This is a genomic window from Kitasatospora sp. NPDC056181, from assembly GCF_042266225.1.
Taxonomy (GTDB): domain Bacteria; phylum Actinomycetota; class Actinomycetes; order Streptomycetales; family Streptomycetaceae; genus Kitasatospora.
Map to the genome: position 1 here is coordinate 97,306 of NZ_JBHJUK010000005.1, position 22,862 is coordinate 120,167.

Annotated in this window: 20 protein-coding genes; 11 read left to right on the top strand and 9 right to left on the bottom strand. The window is 72.3% G+C overall.

Annotated elements, in window-relative coordinates; translation table 11 throughout:
• Positions 1 to 376 precede the first annotated feature (376 nt).
• Both ACFC1F_RS04125 and ACFC1F_RS04130 read right to left on the bottom strand, forming a co-directional pair.
• Positions 377 to 757 carry a WhiB family transcriptional regulator gene (locus tag ACFC1F_RS04125; protein ID WP_374106209.1) on the bottom strand — a complete coding sequence of 127 codons (381 nt, stop codon included), beginning with the start codon at positions 755 to 757 and terminating at the stop codon, positions 377 to 379.
• Between the two features lie 271 nt (positions 758 to 1,028).
• Positions 1,029 to 1,766 (bottom strand): DUF1707 domain-containing protein, encoded by a 738-nt coding sequence (locus ACFC1F_RS04130; protein WP_376155508.1) that lies wholly within the window; start codon positions 1,764 to 1,766, stop codon positions 1,029 to 1,031.
• Between the two features lie 158 nt (positions 1,767 to 1,924).
• Here ACFC1F_RS04130 and ACFC1F_RS04135 point away from each other — a divergent pair, with 158 nt between their 5' ends.
• Positions 1,925 to 3,592 (top strand): fumarate hydratase, encoded by a 1,668-nt coding sequence (locus tag ACFC1F_RS04135; protein ID WP_376155509.1) that lies wholly within the window; start codon positions 1,925 to 1,927, stop codon positions 3,590 to 3,592.
• Positions 3,593 to 3,692: 100 nt separating this feature from the next.
• On the opposite strand, the gene ACFC1F_RS04140 is transcribed toward ACFC1F_RS04135, so the two are convergent.
• Entirely contained in the window at positions 3,693 to 4,451 is a 759-nt protein-coding gene (locus ACFC1F_RS04140) for a GntR family transcriptional regulator (RefSeq protein ID WP_376155510.1), read from the bottom strand.
• A 205-nt stretch (positions 4,452 to 4,656) separates the two neighbouring features.
• Here ACFC1F_RS04140 and ACFC1F_RS04145 point away from each other — a divergent pair, with 205 nt between their 5' ends.
• From ACFC1F_RS04145 to ACFC1F_RS04155, 3 genes are read left to right on the top strand one after another with little or no spacing between them, the layout of a single operon-like run.
• Complete coding sequence (locus ACFC1F_RS04145) at positions 4,657 to 4,944, top strand: hypothetical protein (protein ID WP_376155511.1); 288 nt, start codon at positions 4,657 to 4,659, stop codon at positions 4,942 to 4,944.
• A gap of 57 nt (positions 4,945 to 5,001) precedes the next feature.
• A complete protein-coding gene (locus ACFC1F_RS04150; protein ID WP_376155513.1) occupies positions 5,002 to 5,265 on the top strand; it encodes a type II toxin-antitoxin system Phd/YefM family antitoxin in 264 nt (87 codons plus the stop codon).
• Entirely contained in the window at positions 5,262 to 5,522 is a 261-nt protein-coding gene (locus tag ACFC1F_RS04155) for a type II toxin-antitoxin system RelE/ParE family toxin (RefSeq protein WP_376155514.1), read from the top strand. Before ACFC1F_RS04150 ends, ACFC1F_RS04155 begins: the two co-directional genes overlap by 4 nt.
• 168 nt (positions 5,523 to 5,690) lie before the next feature.
• Here the strand turns inward: ACFC1F_RS04155 and ACFC1F_RS04160 are convergent, their stop codons facing one another.
• Positions 5,691 to 5,951 (bottom strand): hypothetical protein, encoded by a 261-nt coding sequence (locus ACFC1F_RS04160; RefSeq protein ID WP_209417180.1) that lies wholly within the window; start codon positions 5,949 to 5,951, stop codon positions 5,691 to 5,693.
• A gap of 215 nt (positions 5,952 to 6,166) precedes the next feature.
• Here ACFC1F_RS04160 and ACFC1F_RS04165 point away from each other — a divergent pair, with 215 nt between their 5' ends.
• From ACFC1F_RS04165 to ACFC1F_RS04175, 3 genes are all read left to right on the top strand, one after another.
• On the top strand, positions 6,167 to 9,145 hold the full coding sequence (locus ACFC1F_RS04165) for a BTAD domain-containing putative transcriptional regulator (protein WP_376155516.1): 2,979 nt from the start codon (positions 6,167 to 6,169) through the stop codon (positions 9,143 to 9,145).
• A gap of 701 nt (positions 9,146 to 9,846) precedes the next feature.
• Complete coding sequence (locus tag ACFC1F_RS04170; protein WP_209417199.1) at positions 9,847 to 10,548, top strand: class I SAM-dependent methyltransferase; 702 nt, start codon at positions 9,847 to 9,849, stop codon at positions 10,546 to 10,548.
• Between the two features lie 55 nt (positions 10,549 to 10,603).
• Positions 10,604 to 12,448, top strand: coding sequence for a SpoIIE family protein phosphatase (locus ACFC1F_RS04175; RefSeq protein ID WP_209417182.1), 1,845 nt, complete (start codon positions 10,604 to 10,606; stop codon positions 12,446 to 12,448).
• A 142-nt stretch (positions 12,449 to 12,590) separates the two neighbouring features.
• Here the strand turns inward: ACFC1F_RS04175 and ACFC1F_RS04180 are convergent, their stop codons facing one another.
• Complete coding sequence (locus ACFC1F_RS04180; RefSeq protein ID WP_376155517.1) at positions 12,591 to 14,780, bottom strand: MMPL family transporter; 2,190 nt, start codon at positions 14,778 to 14,780, stop codon at positions 12,591 to 12,593.
• 156 nt (positions 14,781 to 14,936) lie between these two features.
• Between ACFC1F_RS04180 and ACFC1F_RS04185 the strand changes: the two genes are divergently transcribed.
• A complete protein-coding gene (locus ACFC1F_RS04185) occupies positions 14,937 to 15,563 on the top strand; it encodes a TetR/AcrR family transcriptional regulator (RefSeq protein ID WP_376155519.1) in 627 nt (208 codons plus the stop codon).
• Positions 15,564 to 15,644: 81 nt separating this feature from the next.
• Here the strand turns inward: ACFC1F_RS04185 and ACFC1F_RS04190 are convergent, their stop codons facing one another.
• Positions 15,645 to 16,601: a LysR substrate-binding domain-containing protein gene (locus ACFC1F_RS04190; protein WP_307853524.1), complete on the bottom strand. Its 957-nt coding sequence runs from the start codon at positions 16,599 to 16,601 to the stop codon at positions 15,645 to 15,647.
• A gap of 191 nt (positions 16,602 to 16,792) precedes the next feature.
• Between ACFC1F_RS04190 and ACFC1F_RS04195 the strand changes: the two genes are divergently transcribed.
• From ACFC1F_RS04195 to ACFC1F_RS04205, 3 genes are all read left to right on the top strand, one after another.
• Positions 16,793 to 17,344 (top strand): peroxiredoxin, encoded by a 552-nt coding sequence (locus ACFC1F_RS04195; RefSeq protein WP_148643114.1) that lies wholly within the window; start codon positions 16,793 to 16,795, stop codon positions 17,342 to 17,344.
• A 5-nt stretch (positions 17,345 to 17,349) separates the two neighbouring features.
• A complete protein-coding gene (locus tag ACFC1F_RS04200; protein ID WP_148643115.1) occupies positions 17,350 to 17,892 on the top strand; it encodes an alkyl hydroperoxide reductase in 543 nt (180 codons plus the stop codon).
• A 136-nt stretch (positions 17,893 to 18,028) separates the two neighbouring features.
• Positions 18,029 to 18,358 carry a hypothetical protein gene (locus ACFC1F_RS04205; RefSeq protein ID WP_376155520.1) on the top strand — a complete coding sequence of 110 codons (330 nt, stop codon included), beginning with the start codon at positions 18,029 to 18,031 and terminating at the stop codon, positions 18,356 to 18,358.
• On the opposite strand, the gene ACFC1F_RS04210 is transcribed toward ACFC1F_RS04205, so the two are convergent.
• From ACFC1F_RS04210 to ACFC1F_RS04220, 3 genes are all read right to left on the bottom strand, one after another.
• A complete protein-coding gene (locus ACFC1F_RS04210) occupies positions 18,359 to 19,801 on the bottom strand; it encodes an AI-2E family transporter (RefSeq protein ID WP_376155522.1) in 1,443 nt (480 codons plus the stop codon). It abuts the gene before it with no gap.
• A gap of 484 nt (positions 19,802 to 20,285) precedes the next feature.
• Complete coding sequence (locus ACFC1F_RS04215) at positions 20,286 to 21,026, bottom strand: transglycosylase SLT domain-containing protein (protein ID WP_307853525.1); 741 nt, start codon at positions 21,024 to 21,026, stop codon at positions 20,286 to 20,288.
• Positions 21,027 to 21,473: 447 nt separating this feature from the next.
• Positions 21,474 to 22,808: a PhoH family protein gene (locus ACFC1F_RS04220; protein ID WP_209417188.1), complete on the bottom strand. Its 1,335-nt coding sequence runs from the start codon at positions 22,806 to 22,808 to the stop codon at positions 21,474 to 21,476.
• Between the last annotated feature and the right edge of the window lie 54 nt (positions 22,809 to 22,862).

The window sequence follows — 22,862 nt, forward strand, 5'->3', positions numbered from 1 at the left end:
GCGAAATCCCCCTTCGCCGAGGCCGCGGGCGTTCGTGCACGCGGGCGTTGGTGCACGCCGGCGTTGGTGCACGCAGGTGCTGGTGCGGGTGGGTGCAGGCAGTGGCGGGTGCTGCTGCGGGCGGGTACCGGTACGGACGTTGAGGTGCGGCGGGGGCCGACCCGTACCGGGGCAGAGCTGCGCGGGCGCCGGCATGCGGGGGCAGCGGCGCGCGCGGGCCAGTGGCTGCGGGCGCCGAGGTGATTGCGGACACTCGCTCAGCGGCCGGTGCCCAGCGCCCCGCGCCCGGCCCGCCCGGACCTGCCCGACCTGCCCGGCCCGTTCAGCCCGTTCAGCCCGCTCGGCCCGCTCAGCCCGCTCAGCCTTCCCGGCCCGTTCAGCCCGCTATCCGGCGCGGGCGGGCCGCCTCCCGCAGCTCCGTCTCCCGGCGCCGCCTGCGGGCCAGCACCACCCGGCGCTCGGCCGCCGTCAGTCCGCCCCACACGCCGTACGGCTCCGGCTGCGCGAGCGCGTGCTCCCGGCACTCCAGCAGCACCGGGCAGCGCGCACAGACCTGCTTCGCCTGTTCCTCGCGCGAAAGCCGGGCCGCCGTGGGCTCCTTGGAGGGCGCGAAGAACAGCCCCACCTCGTCCCTCCGGCAGGCCGCGCCGGTGTGCCAGGGATCGTCGTCGCCCTGCGGCTGGGCGCCGGGCCGGCGCTCCAGCACCTGCGCGGCGGCAAGGGGCGATGTGGGGCGGGACTCGATCGGATGCAGCACGGCCGTACTCCTGACGAGGCTCTCGGACACGGGGAATTTCGCACCCCTGCCCGGCTGCGAGCCCCCGCTCTTCACCCCCCGAGCCGGCCTCAGGCCGCCTCCGGTGCACAGCCGTAACAAGAAGCGATGTGCGAGAGGAACTACCCCGCCGGACCGCGATTCATGCACACTGCACGCAATCGACTACAGAGTGCACCCGGCGCAACGGCGAGTGCCCGGGCGGGAGTTGCTCCCACCCGGGCACACTTCCGGCCTCCGGAGCCGGCCCGGCCTACTCGGTGCCGAGCTGCTTGCGCACCCATTCCTTGAGCTTCTTGCCCTTGCGCGGCCGCGCCTCGCAACCACCGAACACCGCCATGCCCTTGACCCGGACGACCGGCGCGTACGGGTCGGCGGCGATCCGCTCCTTGACGTCGAAACCGCCGAAGATGCCGACACCGCCGCCGATCAGGCTGACGTTCTCCGGCACCCTGATCTCGACCCCGCCGAAGATCGACACCACGTCGATGACCACCTCCGGCGACTCGAAGACGGCATCGGTCAGGTCGATCTCGATCCCGCCGAACGCCGCAACCGCCCGCAGCTGCGAGCCGACCCGCCAGCGGCCCTTGCGGGCGGCGGCCCCGAAGATCGCGACCATGGTCGGCGCCTCGTGCCGCGCCGGCAGCCGCACCGGACCGTCCGGGCGCCCGCCCGGCTCACCCAGCGGGGGCTTCTCGAAGGAGATCGACCGGTGCGCCGGCAGGTCCCTGGTCAGCGGCGCGAGGTCGCCCAGCGTCTTGGCCCCGTACGCGGCCCCGATCCGCTCGGAGTGCTCCTCCGCGTCCAGCCGGCCCTCGGCGTAGGCGTCGCGCAGCAGCTCCGCCACCCGCTCGCGGTCGGCGTCCGAGGCCCTCATCTCGGCCTCCGGCACCGGGGCGTGGTCGGCACGGGCGGGCCGCTTCGCCTCCGGCTTGGTCATCGGTACGGGCGGCTGGCCCTGGTCGTCCCTCGACGGCGTGTTGTCCACGGGGCCAAGCCTAGCCACCGGGGCGGTCCCCGCACACGTGTCCGAGTGACGCCGGTCACGCAGGTCGACCTGTCCGCGTGCGACGTTTCGCCGGGTCCTACCCTTGAGGGTGCTTCGCCGACGCAGCCGGACACACTGGAAACCTAAGGACCGCCCCCATGGCTCCCACGCCAGACTTCGAGTACAGCGACCTCCTCCCCCTGGGCGCTGACCCGACCCCGTACCGCAAGCTGACCTCCGAGGGTGTCTCCACCTTCGAGGCCGGCGGTCGCACCTTCCTCCAGGTCGAGCCCGAGGCCCTGCGGCTGCTCACCGCCGAGGCGATGCACGACATCTCGCACTACCTCCGGCCCGCCCACCTCGCCCAGCTGCGCCGCATCCTGGACGACCCGGAGGCCAGCCCCAACGACCGCTTCGTCGCGCTGGACCTGCTGAAGAACGTCAACATCTCGGCCGGCGGCATCCTGCCGATGTGCCAGGACACCGGCACCGCGATCGTCATGGGCAAGCGCGGCCAGAACGTGCTGACGCAGGGCGGCGACGAGACCTCCATCGCGCGCGGCGTGTACGACGCGTACACCAAGCTGAACCTGCGCTACTCGCAGATGGCCCCGGTCACCATGTGGGACGAGAAGAACACCGGCAACAACCTGCCGGCCCAGATCGAGCTGTACGCGACCGACGGCGACGCCTACAAGTTCCTCTTCATGGCCAAGGGCGGCGGCTCCGCCAACAAGTCGTACCTGTACCAGGAGACCAAGGCCATCCTGAACGAGGCGAGCATGCTCTCGTTCCTGGAGCAGAAGATCCGCTCGCTCGGCACCGCCGCCTGCCCGCCGTACCACCTGGCGATCGTGATCGGCGGCACCAGCGCCGAGTTCGCGCTGAAGACCGCCAAGTACGCCTCCGCGCACTACCTGGACCACCTGCCGACCGAGGGCAACGCCAAGACCGGGCACGGGTTCCGCGACCTGGAGCTGGAGGCCAAGGTCACCGAGCTCACCCAGAAGATCGGCATCGGCGCACAGTTCGGCGGCAAGTACTTCTGCCACGACGTGCGCGTCGTCCGCCTGCCGCGCCACGGCGCCTCGCTGCCGGTCGCGATGGCCGTCTCCTGCTCCGCCGACCGCCAGGCACTGGGCAAGATCACTGCCGAGGGCGTCTTCCTGGAGCAGTTGGAGACCGACCCGGCGAAGTACCTGCCGGAGACCACCGACGAGCACCTCGACGACGACGTGGTGCGCGTCGACCTCAACCAGCCGATGTCCTCGATCCGCGCCGAGCTGTCCAAGTACCCGGTCAAGACCCGGCTTTCGCTCACCGGCACCCTGGTCGTCGCCCGCGACATCGCGCACGCCAAGATCAAGGAGCGCCTGGACGCCGGCGAGGGCATGCCCAAGTACCTCCAGGACCACCCGGTCTACTACGCCGGCCCGGCCAAGACCCCCGAGGGCTACGCCTCCGGCTCCTTCGGCCCCACCACGGCCGGCCGGATGGACTCCTACGTCGACCAGTTCCAGGCGGCCGGGGGCTCGATGGTCATGCTGGCCAAGGGCAACCGCTCCAAGCAGGTGACCGACGCCTGCGCCGCGCACGGCGGCTTCTACCTCGGCTCCATCGGCGGCCCGGCGGCCCGGCTCGCCCAGGACTGCATCAAGAAGGTCGAGGTCCTGGAGTACGCCGAGCTGGGCATGGAGGCCGTCTGGCGCATCGAGGTCGAGGACTTCCCCGCGTTCATCGTGGTGGACGACAAGGGCAACGACTTCTTCCGCGAGACCACCGAGGGCCCGCTGATCACCAGCCTGCGGGTGCGCTCGAAGGAGTAGTCACCCCCGCCCCGTCGAACCGCCCCGGCCGCACCCCTGCGACCGGGGCGGTCCGGGTCCGGCCGACCGGCGGCCCGTCCGACGGCGCCGGGAGGCCCGTTCACGCGTCGAAGTCGTACTCCAGGACGTAGGAGGCCGCGTCGAGCGTCATCTCGTTCAGCTCGACGACCTGGCCCTCGTCGGCGAAGGCCGTACGGCAGATCAGGATCACCGGCGTGCCCGCCGAGAGCTCCAGCCGGGTGCTCTCCTCGGCGCTGGGCATGCGGGAGCGGACCTCCTCGCGGAAGTGCACCGGCTTCGCGCCGATCTCCGCCAGGCGCGCGTACGTCCCGCCCGGGCCGGTGTCCTCGCGGGTGATCGCCGTCCCCGCGACCAGGCCGGCCGGCAGGTAGGACGTCGACAGCAGCACCGGCTTGCCGTCCAGCACGAAGCGTCTGTGGCGCACGCACATCGGCGCGCCCGGGTCGGCCCCGAGCACCCGCGCCACGTGGTCCGGCGCCCCCTGCTCGGTGACCGAGACCTGGTCCACGACCAGCGTCCGCCCGTCGATGTCCGCCGACCATATCGACCGGCCCGACCCCCACTGCCCCTGGGCGAGCCGCTGGATCCCGCGCCGGCGCAGCGGCCGGAAGTCGCGCACGAAGACCCCCGCGCCCCTGCGCGCCTCGGCGATGCCCTCGCTCTGCAGCACCCCGAGCGCCTGACGCGCGGTCATCCGGGCGACGCCGTACTCGTCCATGAGGTCGTTCTCGCCGGGGAGGCGGTCGCCGGCGCGGTACTCGCCGGCGTCGATGGCCGCCTTGAGCGTGTCGGCGATCCGCTGGTACTTGGGCTGTTTCTCGCCACTGCTGCCGGCCATCGCGCTCTCCCTCTTCCTCGCTGGAAATCGTAGGCGCGACCACGCCCACCGGTAAGCCGATAGGACTGGTACGACCGTTGACATCTCTAGAGATATTAGCTTCTCTAGAGATGCTGGGTAGTCGCCGAGCAGAAACCGAGCCACGACAGCGACCAGGGCCGGCGCAGCCACCGCCACGCCCGTACCAGAGCAAGGGAGCACTGCGGTGAGCACCCGTAAGCGCGACTCCGCCCCGGCCTACCGGCCGCGCGTGGGCGAACTCGTCCTCGACACCAGGACCGGCCGCACCGGCGTCTACATGGACACCCTCGGCGGCGAGCACTACCTGCGCCCGACCACCGGCGGCCGCGAGTGGACGGCCCGGCCCGACCAGGTCGGCCCGGCCCCGGACGACCCCGACCCCGACCCGGCCGACGACCCCCACGCCCGCCTGCACGCCCGGCTCGCCGCCCGCAACAGGAACTCCCGCCTCAACGAGAGCCAGGTGGCGTGAGGAGCGGGCGAACGAGTGGGGCATGTGTACACATTGGACACCCGGTACGCTTGCCCCATGAGCGAACAGCCCATCGAGACCGTCTCCGTACGACAGGCCCGCGAGCACCTGGCCGACGTGATCGATCGCGCCGAACGCGACGAGCCGACCGTCATCACCCGCCGGGGCCACGAGGTGGCGGCCGTGGTGCCGATAAGCCTGTTGCGCGAGTACCAGCGGTGGGAGGAACGCGAGATCCTCCGCCTGATCGAGGAACGCAGGAGCGAGCCGACGTACGCGCTCGAAGAGGTCATGGCCGAGACGCTGGCCAGGCCGGAGTGAAGTACAGCACCAGGTTCAACGAGTCGGCCCGCGCGGAGCTCCGCAAGCTCCCGCGCGCCACGGCGATCACCGTCCTGCGCAAGCTTGCCGAGCTGGAGTCGGACCCGTTCGGCTTCAACACGACCGCCCTGGTGGGCAGCCCCGAGTACCGTCGACTCCGGGTCGGCGACCACCGGGTCGTCTACACGGTCGACAACGGGGTGCTGCTGATCCTCGTGATCCGGGTCGGACACCGCTCGACCGTCTATCGCGACTGAGCGCGGACAAATCCCGACGCGCGGTGAACCACTGCGAATCGCCGGACAGTTCGCCATATGCAGTGACTTCTCAGGTGATTCGGCCGATCAGCGCCGTTTCACATCAATGACGACGAATGCCCTGCGCCCCACGACTCGTGGGGCGCAGGGCACTGGGCCGGCGTGCGACTACGGGCGGCTGGCGATGATGCCCTGGGGCTCGTACGGCCCCTCCTGCGTGGTGGCCGGGGTGGCCGGCTCGACGATCCGGTCGGCCTCGCCACCGAAGAGGTCGTCCTCGAGGTCCGCCTTCTGGCCGGCGGTCGGCTCGGTGTACTCGGCCGGGTTCGAGGAGGCGGCCACCGCACCCTCGACAGCCTTGCCCGCCTCCACAGCGGCCTCCGTGGCCGGCGTGGTCGGCGCGGGGGTCTCGCTCTGGTTGTTGGCCATGGACGGCCGCCTTTCGGTCATCAAATGTCTTCAGCCCCACCGGCTTGGCGCGGGCGCGTCGCCAGTATCGTAGGGTTGATTAAATGTCCGATAAACATCGTGCGGCTTGCTGTGCCGTCCGGCAGAGTCGACCCTCCGCCTAAGCTGAGGCCACCACACGGCGGACCGCCGAGCGTCCTTCGCGAAATCGACACCACAGGCCATCGGGGGACTTCATGGAGTTTCGGGAGACGCCGCCCGCACCAGCGCTGCGCTTCCAGGTACTCGGTCCGGTCCAGGCATGGCTCGACGGCAAGTCGCTCGCGCTCGGCTCACCACAGCAACAGGCGGTCCTGACCGCGCTGCTCCTGCACTCCGGCCGGCCCGTCACCACCCAGGATCTTGTCGATGGACTGTGGGGCGATCGCCCCCCGGCTCAGGCCATTGCCGCATTGCGGACATATATCTCCCGTCTGCGTGCAGTCATCGAGCCGCGGCGCGAAATTCGCCGACCGGCGGAACTGCTCATATCGGTCAGTGACGGCTATGCACTTCGCATTCCGTCGGACGCCCTCGATGTGGCCGTCTTCGAGAACCGGACGTCGGAGGCCAGCGCGGCCCGCACGGCCGGGGACCTGCACGAGACGCACCGGCTTCTGGCGAGCGCGCTCGGCCTGTGGAGCGGCCGGGCTCTGACAGGTGTCCCGGGTCCGTACGCGGAGTCACAGCGGCTGCGCCTGGCCGAGCGCCACGTCACCGTCTCCGAGGAGCGGTGCGCGGCCGCCCTCGACATCGGCCTGCACGCCGAAATGGTCGGCGAACTCAGCTCGCTCACCGCCGAACACCCGCTCCGGGAGCGGCTGCGCGAGTTGCTGATGCTCGCGCTCTACCGCTGCGGCCGCCAGGCGGAGGCACTGGGCGTCTACACCGACACCCGGAAGCTCCTGATCGACGAGCTCGGTGTCGAGCCCGGCGCCGGCCTCTCCACCATGCACTCGCGCATCCTGGCCGCCGACCCGGCCCTGACGCTCCCCGCCGTCGCGGCGGTCAGCGGTCCGGCCCGGGAAGACCTCCCGGCCACGGTGACCCCGCCGGCCCAGCTGCCCGCCGACGTCTCGGACTTCAGCGGGCGCACCGATCTGGTGGCCGACCTCTCCTCCGTCCTGATGAACGCCACCGGCCAGGCCGTGGTCGTCACCTCGCTGGCGGGGATCGGCGGCGTGGGCAAGACCACCCTCGCCGTCCACGTCGCGCACCGGGTCCGCGCCGAGTTCCCGGACGGGCAGCTGTACGTCGACCTCCGCGGTGCCGGCGCCTCGCCCGCCGACCCCGCCGTGGTGCTCGGCGACTTCCTGCACGCGCTCGGCGTCACCGAGACCCCCGACTCGCTCGAACAGCGTGCGGCTCTCTACCGTTCGCTGCTCGCCAGCCGGCGGATGCTGATCCTCCTGGACAACGCCCAGGACGCACGGCAGATCCAGCCGCTCATCCCCGGGGTGTCCGGCTGCGCGGTGCTCGCGACCAGCCGGTCCCGGCTCGCCGGGATTCCCGGGGCCCACCTGGTGGACGTCGAGGAGCTGACCCCGGCGGAGGCGCTGGCGCTCTTCTCGGCCATCGTCGGCGAGCAGCGCGTGGCGGCCGAGCCCGAAGCGGCCATGGCCGTGGTCACGGCCTGCGGTTTCCTGCCGCTCGCGGTCCGGATCGCCGCCGCACGGCTGGCGAGCCGACCGCGCTGGAGCGTGTCCGACCTCGCCCGGCGGTTAGCCGATCAGCGGCGCCGTCTGGACGAGCTCCAGCTCGGCAACCTGGCGGTGGAGACCACCATCGGACTCGGCTACGGGCAGCTCTCCCCCGCCGAGGCCCGGGCCTTTCGACTGCTCTCCCTGATCGACTCCCCCGACCTCCCGCTCGCAGCCGTGACGGCCCTGCTGGGCGTCGACGAGGACTCCGCCGAGCAGCTGGCCGAGGCGCTCGTCGAGGCGAACATGCTGGAGTGCTTCGCCCCGGGCCGCTACCGCTACCACGACCTGCTCCGGCTCTACGCACAGCGCCAGAACGAGCGGATCGGCGACGTCGAGGAACAGCACGCAGCCGTGCGGCGGCTGCTCGACCTGCTGCTGCCCACCGTGCGCAACGCGGCCCGGGCCATCGAGCCGGACGACCAGCTGCCCGAGCCCCTCAACGGCCTGAGCTCCCGCGGCCTGGACCTGTCGGCGAGCGAATCGGCGCGGGAGTGGCTCCGCAGCGAGATCGCGCTCCTGCTCAGCTCGGTCGAGGCCGCCGTCCACGGACCGAGCACGCTGCTGCGGCCCGCGGTCGACCTGCTGATCATCCTGGACAGCCTGGTCGAGGACCCGACCCACGGCCCGCGGGTGCGGTACATGCTGGAGATCGCCGACCGGAACGCCGAGGCGTACGGGGACTCCGCCGCGCTCGCCCGGGTGCACTTCGCCCTCGGCACCCTGCAGTCGATCACCAACGACTTCCAGAGTGCCGAGCGTTCGCTGCTGAAGAGCCTGCGCCTGCAGGACGCGGACGATGTGACCATCCTGCGTTCGGCCACCACCAACACCCTGGGCATCATCCTCAGCGTCGCCAACCGCTCCGCCGAGGCGCTCCCCTTCTTCGAACAGGCCCTCGCCATCAGCCGGGTGGTCGGCGCACCCATCGGCGAGGCGCGGTTGCTGGGCAACATCGCCCGGGCCCAGCTCGACATCGGGGACGCGCAGTCCGCCGTGCGCTCCGCGACCGGCGCGGTCACCAGCGCACGAGCCTCGAAGAACGGTCCCTGCCTGGCCGACACCCTGTACCAGCTGGGCGTCGTCCTCTCCTCCGGCGGCTCACCCGGTACCGCCGTCGCGCACCTCCAGGAGGCGCACCGGCTCTACCGGTCCCAGCAGAACCGCCTCCGTGAGGGCTACACCTTGGCCCGGCTCGCCGTGAGTCTCCTCGCCGCCGGCCAGCACGCCGAGGCGGCCGAGGCGGCCGAGGAGTCCCTCGCCATCGGGCTGGAGATGGACTCCGCCTACTGCCAGGGCCTGGCCAATGCCGCGCTCGGCGAGGCGCTGCTCGGGCTCGCGCAGCCGGCGCGCGGGCTGGCGTGTCTCCAGGAGGCGCACGTCGTCTTCACGCGGCTCGGTGTGCCGGAGGCCTCCCCCGTGGCGGACCTCATCTCCCAACAGCACACCGAGCCCCTCTCTCCCCCCGCGCCTTGAGCCTCCGTCCCCCGACTGGAGGCTCCCCCCATTGAGCGTTGGATGCTCCCGCAGCCCCCCGGCTGCGGGAGCACCCTCAACGCTTCCCCGGCGCTGGACTCCACTGTGCACCGGACCGATTGACGTTCAATAAACGTCGGGTTGTCGGCCTGGCCCAGCGGAAAGTCCCAGGTCAGGCCCGCAGTGCCAGCGCGCCGTGCGGCGCGCGGCGCCCGGACGCACCACCCCGACCCACAACCCCGTGCTTCCGCAACCCGGGTCACAGCGCCCAACTGTCACGAGTTGGCCGGAAACGGACCCCATGGCGGAGTGATCACGCATATTCTCAGATGCCAGTACACACATGAGTGCACTTATCCGGCAGAGCATCCGGAAACGGCGGCGCGGCGGCGTCCCCACGGTGCAGAGTGTCCCTGTGCACGGAGCCGTATCCGCGCACGGAACGTCTCTGCGCAGAGTGTCTGAGTGCAGTCGGGTGTCAGAGTGCAGTCAGTGTGACGCGGGGAGCGTGACGTACCGCCACCGGCAGCGGGCCGGCGAGGCAGCACGGGCGCCGGGACGAACGCGGCCCGGCCTCGTACGCCGAGTACAGCCGACCGGAGGCCCGGGTGGAAAGGTGCCTCTCAATCGTGACGACCGGACAGATATCCGACCCGTTCCCCCTCGATGAGGACGCGGACGGTGGTGACGAGCCCGACGTACTGCACCGGCGTGCCGAGCGCGCCCTGCAGGCGGTCGCCTTCGACACCATCGGCGCGGGCTACGCCGAGGCCTTCCCCGCCAAGGACGGCCAGCTCGCCTGCGGGCGCCGGCTGCTGGCGCAGCTCGAACCGGGCGCCGCCGTGCTGGACGTCGGCTGCGGCACCGGCGACCCGACCGTCCGACAGCTGGCCGCCGCCGGAATGCGCGTCACCGGCGTGGACCTCTCGGACGTGATGCTCACGCTGGCACGCGGCACCGGGCAGCACGGCCCGTACCCGTACCCGCCCGAGTTCCACCGCATCGACATGTACGACCTGGCCACCGACCGGGCCGGCCACGCCTGGAACGTCCCGGCGCTCGGCCCGGCCGGGCACGGCGGGTTCGCCGCCGTCACCGCGTTCTTCTCCCTCATCCTGCTCCCCCAGGACGAGATCCCCGTCGTGCTCGCCCGGCTGCGCGAGCTCCTGCGGCCCGGCGGGCTGCTGGCGCTCGGTATGGTCGAGGCGGACCTGGATCACGTTCCACTCCCGTTCCTCGGACGGGAGCTGCGGATCAGCGGGTATCTGCGCGAGGATCTGGAACGGGTTCTGGTGGAGGCCGGGTTCGCCGTCGAGGATCGGTCGGGGTATTCGTACGCGCCGGCCAGCACCTCGCTGCCGCCGGAGGAGCAACTGTTCCTGCGCTGTCGACGCGTCGGCTGAGACCAGCGCACCCCGGTAACACCAGCACCCGACACCACTCCCAGGACAGGCAGCCGTGCGCGACCAGCTCAAACCCGAGGCCGGACAGCCGCCTGCCCTTCCGGGCCAACGCCGCCCGCCGCCTCGCGAAACCGGTTCCGGTGAGGTCGCCGAGCGCCTCGCCCTCCTCGACCACGCCACCCGGCGGGTCAACAGCGCCCTCGACCTGGCGGCGACGCTGCGCAACATCTGCCGGGTGCTGGTGCCGACCCTCGCCGACGCCGCCATCGTCCACCTGCGCGACCCGCTGCCCAACGTCGAGCGCGAGCCCGGGTTCCCCGACGAGCTGCGGATCCACCACAGCCTGGGCACCCGGCTGGGCCGCCGCGGCCGGCCCACCGCCGGGGGCGACCACCGGGGGTCCCGGCACGGCAGCCGGTACGGCTCGCGCTCGACCGCCGACACCGGACCCGCCACGCCGGTCACCCGGGGCGGTGCGCTCGCCCACACCCTGCTCAGCCGCCGCCCCGCCGAGGCCGCCGTCCTCGGCACGGCGGGCCGGGCCGACGGGACGACCGACCGCGCCACCGAGCGGACCACCGAGCTGCTGCGCGAGCTGTACGGCGCCCGCGGGCTGGCCCGGCTCGGTGCCGGCAGCTCCGTGCTCGCCCTGCCGCTGCGCGGGCGCAAGGCCGTCCTGGGCCTGCTGGTGCTGATCCGCCGACCGCCCGAGAAGACCGGCCGCCCCGGCTTCGACGCCGCCGACACCGCGACCGCCACCCACCTCACCACCCAGGCCGGCCTGGCCGTCGACACCGCGCTGCGGTACGCCCGCGAGTGGGAGATAGCCAACGAACTCCAGCGCAGCATGCTGCCGTTGCGCCTCCCCCAGCCGCACGGCGTCCGGCTCTCCCAGCGCTACCTGCCCGGCGAGCGCGGCGCCCAGGTCGGCGGCGACTGGTACGACGCCGTTCCGCTGCCCGGGAACCGGGTGGCGCTGATCGTCGGCGACGTGATGGGCCACTCGCTCACCTCTGCCGCCATCATGGGCCAACTCCGCACCAGCGCACAGACCCTGGCCGCGCTCGACCTGCCGCCGCACGAGGTGCTGTACCACCTCGACGAGCAGGCCCAACGGCTCGGCCGCGAACAGCACCTGGCCACCTGCGTGTACGCGGTCTACGACCCGATCGCCAACCGGGTGGTGCTCGCCAACGCCGGACACGTGCCGCCGGTGCTGGTCCGGCCGGACGGCACGGCCGAGTTGCTGGAGCTGGACTCGGGCGCGCCGATCGGCGTCGGCGGCGTCGACTTCTCCTCCGTTGAGCTGCCCGCCCCGCCCGGCTCCGCGCTGCTGCTCTTCACCGACGGCCTGGTGGAGACCCGCAACCGCCCGATCAGCGACGGGCTGGAGCTGCTCCGGGCCCGGCTCGCCACCGTGCAGCCGCAGGCCCCCGAGCAGCTCTGCCAGGAGGCCCTGCGGATCCTGCCACCGGGCGACCGCGGCGACGACATCGCGCTGCTCGCCGCCTGCTTCGACGGCATCCCGGCCGGCGACGTCGCGCACTGGTACCTCCAGCCGCGCAACGAGACCCCGGGGCGGGCACGCCGGCTGGCCGCCCACACGCTGCGCCGCTGGGGGCTCGAAGGGCTCAGCGAGGCGACCGAGTTGATGGTCAGCGAGCTGGTCACCAACGCCGTCCAGCACGCCACCCGGCCGGTCACCCTGAGCCTGGTCCGCACCACCCGGCTGCGGTGCGAGGTCGGGGACGACAGCCCGCTGCTGCCGCGTCCGCGCCGCACCGGGCCGGAGGACGAACGCGGGCGCGGGCTGCAGATAGTGGCCCGCTGCGCCGAGCGCTGGGGCGCCACCCGGCTGGGCACCGGCAAGGTGGTCTGGTTCGAGCAACGGCTGCCGTGACGGGACGCGGCCCCCGGCGAGACCGCCGGGAGCCGCGCGAGTACCGCGAGTGCCGCGAGTTCCGCGAGTTCCGCGGTGATGCGGTGATGGTGCCGTGGTGCGGTGATGCGGTGAAGGTGCGGCGGGCGGTGGGGCGGTGGGCTCAGACCCGCTCGGGGGTCTTCACGGGCTCGCCGGAGGGCCGCTCCAGCCTGGCCATCAGCTGCTCGCCCTCCATGTCCACCCGCGGCACCACCTTCTCCAGGCTCTTCGGGAACCACCAGGCCGCCCGGCCGAACAGCGCCATCGCGGCCGGCACCAGCGCCATCCGCACCACGAAGGCGTCCACCAGCACGCCCACCGCCAGCGCGAAGCCGATCGGCTGGACGATCGGGTCGTGGCCGAAGACGAAGCTGCCGAACACCGACACCATGATCAGCGCCGCCGCCGTGACCACCCGCGCGCCGTTCTTCACCCCCGCGACCACCGCGTCCCGCGGCGCCATGCCGTGCACGTGGTGCTCCTTCATCCCGGAGACCAGGAACAGCTCGTAGTCCATCGCCAGCCCGAAGAGCACCCCGATCAGCAGGATCGGCACGAAGCTCACCACCGGGCCGACCTTGGGCACGTCGATCACCCCGTCCAGCCAGCCCCACTGGTAGACGGCGACGACGGCGCCGAGCGAGGCGGTGATGCTGAGCAAGAAGCCGGCCACCGCCTTCAGCGGCACCAGGATCGAGCGGAAGGCCAGGGCCAGCAGCACCACCGCGATGCCGACGATCACCGCGACGAACGGCGGCAGCGCGTCGCCGAGCTTGGCGGAGACGTCGATGTTGGCGGCGGTGGTGCCGGTGACGTCGATCCGCGCGCCCGTCGCGGCCCGGAGCCCGTCGCGCTGGTCCCTGATCTCGTTGACCAGCTGCCTGGTGTCGGCGTGGTCCGGACCGGTGCGCGGGATGACGGTCAGCAGCGTCGTCCGGCTGGGTCCGTCGACGGCAGGCGGCAGCAGCGTCTGCACGCCCTTCAGCGAGCCCAGCTTCGCCGCCACGCCCTGCACCGCCTGCTCCGGCTGCGCCGCGCCCTTGGCGTCGACGACCACCACCAGCGGCGCGTTGAAGCCGGGGCCGAAGCCGTCACTGATCAGGTCGTACGCCTTGCGGGCATCGGTGCCGGCGGCCTGCGAGCCACCGCCGGGCAGGCCCAGGCTGAGGCCGGCCGCGGGCACCGCGAGGGCGGTCAGTGCGGTCAGCCCGGCGAGCAGGACGGCCAGCGGCCGGCGCACCACGAACGTCGCCCAGCGCTCGCCGAGGGTCGTCTTCCCCGACGGCCTCACCGCGTGCCGCCAGACCGGCAGCCGGTCGATGCCGCGGCCGGCGAAGCCGAGCAGCGCGGGCAGCAGGGTGATCGCGACGAGTACCGCCACCACCACGGCTCCGGAGGCGGCCAGGCCCATGACGGTCAGGAACGGCACGCCCGCGACGGCCAGCCCGGCGAGGGCGACGACCACGGTCAGGCCGGCGAAGACCACCGCGCTGCCGGCCGTCGCGTTGGCGCGGGCGGCGGCCTCGTCCGGCTCCAGCCCCTCGGCGAGGTGGCGGCGGTGCCGGGACAGGATGAACAGCGCGTAGTCGATGCCGACGGCCAGGCCGACCATCAGCGCGAGCACCGGAGCGGTGCTGATGATCTCGAACGAGCCGGAGAGCGCGAGCAGCCCGGCCATCGCCACGCCGATGCCGACCAGGGCGGTCAGCAGCGGCAGCCCGGCGGCGACCAGTGACCCGAGGGTGATCACCAGCACCACCCCGGCCACCGCGAGCCCGACCGCCTCGCCCCCGTCGACCTGCGCCATCTTGTTGTACGCGTCGCCGCCGTAGGCCACGGTCAACCCGGCCGCGCGGGCCGGCTCGGCGGCCGCCTTCACCGCGTCGCGCTGCTGCTCGGTGATGTCGCCGAGCTTGTGGTCGAAGGAGACCAGGGCGATCGCGACCCGGCCGTCCGGCGAGACCGCGCCGGCGGCGTACGGGTCGGGCGCGGCGGAGACACCGGGGGCGGTGGCGATCCGGCCGACCGCCTCGGTGACGGCCTTGGCGGCCTCCGGTGCGGTGATCCCGCCGGGGCCGCCGGCGGCGAAGACCACCTGCGCCGAGCCGTGGCCCTGCTCGGGGAAGGTGCCCTTGATCCGGTCCAGGGTGCTCTGCGCCTCGGTACCGGGGACCTTGAACTCCTCGCTGGTCTTGCCGGCGAAGGCCCCGGCGGCGCCGCCGACCGCGATCAGCACCGCGATCCAGACGGCCAGCACGGCCAGCCTTCGCCGGAAGCAGTAGCGGCCCAGTCGGTAGAGGTACGTGGCCATGGGTGACCCCTCGGTCTGATCGGTCGGGCAGGCAGGTGCCTGAACAGGTCCCGGACCACGGTACGCGCAAGTTGTTCAAGTGACAAAGTCGAGCGACAGGGGTGGGTGACCAATTCACTCGACCACGTTGCTTGACCATGGCGATACCCTGAGTCAATGGCCCACGTCCCCGCCTCCGAACGACGCCCGCAGCTGATCCGGGCCGCGATCGACCTCATGAGCCGCGAGGGCGTCGCCGCCGGCAGCACCCGTGCGATCGCGGCCGAGCTGGGCGTGGCACAGGCGACGGTGCACTACACCTTCGGCACCAAGAAGGACCTCTACCGGGCCGTGACCGAGCAGTTGATGGCCGACTTCATCGAGCAGGTGCACGCCGCCTCCCCCGGCGACGGGCCGTTCGGGGAGCAGGTTCGGACGCTGGTGCACGCGCTCTGGACCAGCACCGTCGCCGAACCGGGCCGGTGCATCCTGCTGGCCGAGGTCGAGACGCTGGCGATGCGCGACCCCGAGCTGCAGGAGATCATCCGCGAACTCCAGGGCGAGACCGAGCGGATCGCGGCAGCCATGCTCACCGCGCTCGCCGACGCGCACGGCCTGACGCTGGCCCAGCCCGCGCGCGAGGTCGCCATCCAGTTCCTGGCGGGCTTCGACGGCCTGTGCGGCCGTCATCTGGTGCTCCGTGCCGACCACGCGGAGCCCGACGAGGAGGCACTGCGGGCCCTGGACCTGCTGGTCGCCACCACCGTCGGACTCTGCCTGGGCACGCCGGCCCGGGCGGCCTGAGCCCGGGCGGGCGGCACGCGCCCACCTCCGGACGGCCGCCCGCGCCCCGAACCGGGGCGGCCACGCGGGGGGCAGGCGCCGCTACGACCCGACGATCCGGACCGGCAGCTCCGCCAGCACCTCGCGCAGCGACGCGGCGAAGCGGTCGTACTCGGCACTGCGGGCCGAACCCGGCCGGGTGGCGAGCCCGATCCGGCGGCCCGGCGCGGGGGCGGCGAAGCGGACGGCGGCCAGCCGGTCGGTGCGGCCCGCCTCGACGTCCAGCGCGGTGGCGGGCAGCAGGGTGACGCCGAGGCCCCCGGCGACCAGCTGGACCAGGGTGGAGAGGCCGGCCGCCCGGGTGGTGGAGCCGCCGGCCTGATCGGCGCCGACCTCGCGGCAGATGTCGAGGGCCTGGTCGCGCAGGCAGTGCCCCTCCTCCAGCAGCAGCACGTCCAGGTCGAGCAGCACGTCCCGGGGGACGTCGACCCGCCCGGCGAGCGGGTGGTCGGGCGGGGTGACCAGGACGAAGTCCTCGTCGAACAGCGGGATGTCCCGGGTCGGCGAGCCGCCGCCGGCCGGCAGCGCGAGCAGCAGGACGTCGAGCCGTCCGCCGGCCAGCCCCTCCAACAGCGAGGGCGTGCGCTCCTCGTGGACGTGCAGCTCCAGCTCGGGGTAGCGGTCGCGGACCAGGCGCAGCACGTCCGGCAGCAGGTACGGGGCGACGGTGGGGATGACGCCGAGGTGCAGCGGGCCGGTGAACGGCCGGCGGGCGGCCTCGACCTCCTCGGTGAGCGACTGCAGGGAAGCCAGTACCCGGCGCGCGTGGTCGAGCACGCGCTCCCCCAATGGAGTGACGATCACCTTGCGCGTCGTACGCTCGACCAACTGCGCGCCGAGCGACTCCTCCAGCGCCGCGACCGCCCCCGACAGCGCCGGCTGACTGGTCCCGGTGGCCGCCGCCGCCTCCCGGAAGTGCCGATGCTCGGCCACCGCGACGAAGGCCCTGAGCTGCGCGACCGTCGGCGTGCGCGGCCCGCGGACTGTGGCGCTTGCCACAGGGGTCTCGGGTTTGGGCGTGACAGCCCTGCGGGGCCTGGGGCGGGAGGGGGGTGTGGGGGTATTGATAGCTCTCTCCGATCAGACACATCGAGTCTAGCTATTTCCCTGATCAGTCCACGATGTGGAATCGTAGGACGTGTCCGCAATCCGGACAAACTCCCCTCAGTCTCACTTCAGGAGAAGCGAACGTGCTCACGATCGGTGACAAGTTCCCCGAGTTCGAACTCAACGCCTGCGTCGACCTGGACGCCGCGAACGCCTTCGCCGAGATCAACCACAAGTCCTACGAGGGCAAGTGGAAGATCGTCTTCTTCTGGCCGATGGACTTCACCTTCGTCTGCCCGACCGAGATCGCCGCGTTCGGCAAGCTGAACGAGGAGTTCGCCGACCGTGACGCCCAGATCCTCGGCGTCTCCGGCGACTCCGAGTTCGTGCACCACGCCTGGCGCAAGGACCACAAGGACCTGCGCGACCTGCCCTTCCCGATGCTGGCCGACGTCAAGCACGACCTGATGCGCGCCTGCGGCGTCGAGGCCGCCGACGGCACCGCCCAGCGCGCGGTGTTCATCGTCGACCCGAACAACGAGATCCAGTTCGTCATGGTGACTGCCGGCTCCGTCGGCCGTAACCCCAAGGAGGTCCTGCGGGTGCTCGACGCCCTGCAGACCGACGAGCTGTGCCCGTGCAACTGGACCAAGGGCGAGGACACCCTCGACGCCCAGGCCCTGCTGGCGGGCTGACCACCATGGCCCTCGACGACCTGAAGTCCGCCCTCCCGGACTACGCCAAGGACCTCAAGCTCAACCTGAGCGCGGTCATCGGCAACTCCGACCTCCCCGCCCAGCAGCTCTGGGGCACCGTGCTCTCCTGCGCGATGGCCACCCGCAGCGCCGCGGTGCTGCGTGAGCTGGAGCCCGAGGCCAAGGCCAACCTCTCTCCGGAGGCGTACAACGCCGCCAAGGGCGCGGCCGCGATCATGGGGATGAACAACGTCTACTACCGGACCACGCACCTGCTCTCCGACAAGGAGTACAGCAGCATGCGGGCCGGCCTGCGGATGAACATCATCGGCACTCCGGGCGTCGAGAAGATCGACTTCGAGCTCTGGTGCTTCGCGGTCTCCGCCATCAACGGCTGCGGCCAGTGCCTCGACTCGCACGAGGCCGTGCTCCGCAAGGCCGGCGTCGAGCGCGAGGTCATCCAGACCTCGATCAAGATCGCCGCCGTGCTCCAGGCCGTCGCCGGCGTCCTCGACTCCGAGGCCGCCCTGGCCACCGTCACCGTCTGACGGCCCGGACCACACCCAGCGGGCCCCGGCCCGGACCCAACGGTCCGGGCCGGGGCCCGTCGGCGTTTTGCGCCGCAACCGTGCCGGCCCGGTGCGGCGTCCTGGGGGAGGAAGATCAACTCTGGGGGGACGACGCATGGCCGATCTCAGGAAACCGCCACCGCACTCGGTCTGGCCGACCGTTGCGCTGATCACCTGGGGCCTGGTCGCGATCACGGTCGCCGGGTGGCTGGCGATCACCATCGCGGTGGCCGGCTTCGGCGACGGCGGATACTCCGTCGCGTTGGCGCTGTCCCCGCTGGCCGGCCCGCTGCTCGCCGGGCTCTGCGCATGGGCGGTGATGGCCCTCACCCCCGCCCGCGACTGGGCCCGGGTGGTGCGGATCGCCCTGACCGGTCAGGCGGCCCTGTTGGGCGCCGTGGCCGCGCCGGTGCTCCCCTACCTCGGCATCGCCGCTCTCGCCTAGCTAGTCGACGGCCGGCGCCGGGGCCGGGGCCTCGGCGTGGCCCGCCCGCGCCACGGCGGCCTCGCGGGCCGCTTCGAGGGCGGTGAAGACGGCCTGGCCGGCCTCGTTGCGGCGGCGCAGGTGGGTGACCACGGTGTTGGTGACCGCGATCAGCGGGACGGCGACGATGGCACCGCCGATGCCGCCGATGATGGAGCCGGCGGCCACACCGAGGACCACGCCCAGCGGGTGGACGCGGACGGCCCGACCGAGGATCAGCGGCTGGAGGATGTGACCCTCCAGCTGCTGGACGGCGACCAGCACCACCAGCACCATCAGCGCGGTCCACGGGGTCGTGGTGACCAGCGCGATCAGCACCGCGACCGTCCCGGTGACCAGCGCGCCGACCAGCGGGACGAAGGCGCCCAGGAAGATGATCACCGCGAGCGGCAGCGCCATCGGCACGCCGAGCAGCTGGATGCCTATGCCGATGCAGACCGCGTCGATGAAGGCCACGCAGACGGTGCCGCGGACGTACGCGGTGAGGGTCGCCCAGGCCTTGGGTCCGGCCCCGGCCATCGCGTAGCGGGAGTGCCGGGGCAGGCCGCGCAGCGCCCAGTTCCAGATCCGCTCGCCGTCGTAGAGGAAGAAGAAGGTGGTGAAGAAGGCGAGCAGCACGGCGGTGAGCACCTCGACGGCGATCTGCGCGCCGGTGAGGCTGGCCGAGGTGATCTGCTCGGTGTTGGTGCTGATCGCCTTGGTGATCTGGTTGGCGAAGTCGGTGATCTGCTGCTGGGTCAGGTGCAGCGGGCCGGTGATCAGCCAGTCCCGGAGCTGGTCGACACCCGCCTGGACCTTGGTGGTGACGGTGGACAGGTTGGTGGTCACCTGCCAGACGACGAACCAGCCGACCAGGCCGATCCCGGCCAGGCCGCTCATGAACACCCCGCCGGCGGCCAGCGAGCGCGGTACGCCGTGCCGGCGCAGCCAGGAGACGCTGGGCTCCAGCAGCGCGGAGATCAGGAGCGAGGCCAGGACGGCGAACGCCACCAGCCGCAGCATGTCGACGACCGTGAAGACGACGTAGAGCGCGGCGCCGAGCAGCAGCAGCCGCCAGGTCGACTCGGCGGCCACCCGCAGGCCCCACGGCACGGCCTCGGCCGGGGTGGCGGGCCGTCCGGGGTGGAGTTCGCGGCCGAACGCCCCGTGGGTGGGCAGCGCCGCCGGAACCGGCGCCGCGTGCGCCGCGGAGGCGGCCCGTGCCGGAGTGGCGGCCTCCTCGCGGGGCGACGGCAGTGCGGCCGGTACGGCCGCCGGCGCGGGCAGCGGCGGCACCTCGATCGGCGGCTCGTGGAAGTCGGCCGCGATCGCGGCGCGCCGGCGCCGTTCGATCACGGCGACCGCACTTGCCACCACGGCCGCCCCCTTGGCCATGGCCTTGAAGGCCTTCCCGCCCCGTGCCATCGTCACTACCACCGCTCACCGCTGGGCCGCCGTGCCCGGCGGTACGCCGTGTCCCGCCACGGCCGTCAGGAATGAAACTACCCGCCCGGTGCGCGGCGAGTCCGGCGGGCGGCCCGGTTGGCCGCGGCCGGTACCGGTGCGAACGACCGAAGCGGCCCCGCAGTGCGGCCCCGTACTGGGACAAAGCGGCCTGATCCGGTGGGTTTCAGGCGTCGGACAGCGGGGAGGAGTCCGGACGAGAACCGGAGCCATCTGTCGGCGGACCGGCCGGTGCAGGGAGCAACCAGGACCCCTTCCCGCGCCCCGCGTCCGCACCCAGGACCGCACCGCCCGCGAGCGCACTGGTCAGCGCAGCCCGGGCGGCGCGGCCCGCCCGCGCCGGAGCACGGGAACGCGATGCAGCCCCCGGCCGCGGATCGAGCGGTCGGGGGCTGCGTCGGACAGCGGTCGCGGTAGCGGATCTCCGCTACCGGCTACCGGCGTTCTAGTACCACTGGTGCGACTGCCAGAACGACCAGGCGCCACAGGGGCTGCCGTAGCGGCTGTTCATGTAGTTCAGGCCCCACTGGATCTGCGTCGCCGGGTTGGTGCGCCAGTCGGCGCCCACCGAGGACATCTTGGAGCCGGGCAGCGCCTGGACCAGGCCGTAGGCGCCGGAGCTCTTGTTGGTGGCGGTGTAGTCCCAACCGCTCTCGCGCTTCACGATCTGACTGAAGCACTGGAACTGGGCGTCGTTGCCGACGATCTGCTGGGCGAGCGCCTGGACCGAGCCCGGGCTGACCGAGACCGGCGGGGCCGACGTGTCGGTGGCGGCCATCGCCGAGCGGGCCTTGGAGCGGTTGGCAGCGGCCTCGTCGGCCTTGCGCTTCTCCTCGGCGGCCTTGGCGGCCTTCTCCGCGTCGGCCTTCGCCTGCGCGTCGGCCTTGGCCTGTGCGTCGGCGGCGGCCTTCTGGCGCGCGGCCTCCTCGGCAGCCTTCTGCTCTGCCGCGGCCTTGGCGGCGGCGTCGGCGGCGGCCTGCTGGGCGGAGGCCTGGGTGCCGATGTTGTCGCTGATGGTCTGCGCCTGGGCGCCAGAGGGGACTTCGGCAAGCAGGGTCGCGCCGGCGACATCGACCGTCTGCGTCGTCTTGCCCTCGCTGCCCGAGGCCATACCAACGACGGCACCGACAGCGGTGACGGCGGTGGCGGAGGCCACAGCAACTCCCCGGACCGAGATCCGAGTCACATGGATTCCTTCCAGCATCGCCCACGCGTGACCGTGCGGACGCAACATGCCCCTTGGCGCTGCCCTCCGTACGGTGCTGGTCACGGGAGGTACTGACCCGGCGCCGGCCGAGGTGAGGCGACCAGGCGTATAAATCGGGCGGCGTACGGCTCATCGGTGTTCAATTGTGCGTCCACCTACCGGAGTTGGCGGACCATCCGGACCTGACCACCGGTTGCCCGGAAGCCCTGTCGCGCCGTACGCGGGGCCTGACAGAACCCTCACCATGCCGCACCGGGCACTGTCGACGCAATTCCCAGTTGCGTGGCGCATCTCACATTCACCGCACCGGAGTTCTCCGGACAGAAAGCACTCGATGTGATGAAAGGGACGGGGGCCCGCCCCGTCAGGAGCGGGCCCCACGCCCGGAATTGACCGTATTGTCCGACTATGTCCCGGTCGGACGGATCACGGCTGGATGTCCTCCAGCATCTCCGTGACCAGCGCCGCGATCGGCGAACGCTCGGACCGGGTGAGCGTGATGTGCGCGAACAGCGGATGCCCCTTCAGCTTCTCCACCACCGCCACCACGCCGTCGTACCGGCCGACCCGGAGGTTGTCCCGCTGTGCCACGTCGTGGGTGAGCACCACCCGCGAGCCCTGGCCGATCCGGGACAGCACCGTCAGCAGGACGTTGCGCTCCAGCGACTGCGCCTCGTCCACGATCACGAAGGCGTCGTGCAGCGAGCGCCCGCGGATGTGGGTCAGCGGCAGGACCTCCAGCATCCCCCGCGAGATGACCTCCTCGATCACGTCCGGCGTGGTGACGGCGGAGAGGGTGTCGAAGACCGCCTGCGCCCAGGGGCTCATCTTCTCCGTCTCGGAGCCCGGCAGGTAGCCGAGCTCCTGGCCGCCGACCGCGTACAGCGGCCGGAAGACCATCACCTTGCGGTGCTGCCCCCGCTCCAGCACCGCCTCCAGCCCGGCACAGAGGGCCAGCGCGGACTTCCCGGTACCGGCCCGCCCGCCCATCGAGACGATGCCCACCTCCGGGTCGAGCAGCAGGTCCAGCGCGACCCGCTGCTCGGCGCTGCGCCCGCGCAGGCCGAACGCCTCGCGCTCACCGCGCACCAGCCGGACCCTGCCGTCGCCGGTGACGCGGCCGAGCGCACGGCCCCGCTCGGAGCTGAGCACCAGTCCGGTGTGGACGGGCAGCTCGGCGGCCCCCTCGATGTCCACCGCTGCGTCGTGGCCGGCCGCGAACAACGCGTCCACGTCGTCGGCCGGGACGTGCAGTTCGGACATGCCCGTCCAGCCCGAGGTGACCGCCAGCTCGGCCCGGTACTCCTCGGCGAGCAGGCCGACCGAGCTGGCCTTGATCCGCAGCGGGAGGTCCTTGGAGACGACGGTGACGTCGTACCCCTCGGCCTGAAGGTTGCGGGCGACCGCCAGGATCCGGGTGTCCGCCTCGCCGCCGCCGGCCCGGTAGCCGACCGGCAGTATCGACAGGTCGGAGTGGTTGAGCTCGACCCGGATGGTGCCGCCGAGTTCGCCGACCGGGATCGGCTCGTCGAGCCGGCCGAACCGGATGCGGTAGTCGTCGAGCAGTCGCAGCGCCTGCCGGGCGAAGTAGCCCAGCTCCGGATGGTGCCGCTTGGCCTCCAGCTCGGTGACCACGACCACCGGCAGGACGACCTCGTGCTCCTCGAAGCGGGTCATGGCGAGCGGGTCCGCCAGGAGCACGCTGGTGTCGAGAACGTACGTGCGCCGGTCTGGTGTCCGGCGGCTCTTGGAACTGACCACTAGGCCTCCAGGGCGGATGACCCTGCGTCATCCGCGGCAAGCCGGCCCCCGCTG

Bases quoted from the DNA above. Each gene is read 5' to 3' on its own strand.
- ACFC1F_RS04160 (WP_209417180.1), bottom strand. From the start codon at position 5,951: ATGGCCAACAACCAGAGCGAGACCCCCGCGCCGACCACGCCGGCCACG.
- ACFC1F_RS04205 (WP_376155520.1), top strand. From the start codon at position 18,029: ATGGCCGATCTCAGGAAACCGCCACCGCACTCGGTCTGGCCGACCGTT.
- ACFC1F_RS04150 (WP_376155513.1), top strand. From the start codon at position 5,002: ATGAGCGAACAGCCCATCGAGACCGTCTCCGTACGACAGGCCCGCGAG.
- ACFC1F_RS04165 (WP_376155516.1), top strand. From the start codon at position 6,167: ATGGAGTTTCGGGAGACGCCGCCCGCACCAGCGCTGCGCTTCCAGGTA.
- ACFC1F_RS04210 (WP_376155522.1), bottom strand. From the start codon at position 19,801: ATGGCACGGGGCGGGAAGGCCTTCAAGGCCATGGCCAAGGGGGCGGCC.
- ACFC1F_RS04180 (WP_376155517.1), bottom strand. From the start codon at position 14,780: ATGGCCACGTACCTCTACCGACTGGGCCGCTACTGCTTCCGGCGAAGG.
- ACFC1F_RS04135 (WP_376155509.1), top strand. From the start codon at position 1,925: ATGGCTCCCACGCCAGACTTCGAGTACAGCGACCTCCTCCCCCTGGGC.
- ACFC1F_RS04140 (WP_376155510.1), bottom strand. From the start codon at position 4,451: ATGGCCGGCAGCAGTGGCGAGAAACAGCCCAAGTACCAGCGGATCGCC.
- ACFC1F_RS04200 (WP_148643115.1), top strand. From the start codon at position 17,350: ATGGCCCTCGACGACCTGAAGTCCGCCCTCCCGGACTACGCCAAGGAC.
- ACFC1F_RS04185 (WP_376155519.1), top strand. From the start codon at position 14,937: ATGGCCCACGTCCCCGCCTCCGAACGACGCCCGCAGCTGATCCGGGCC.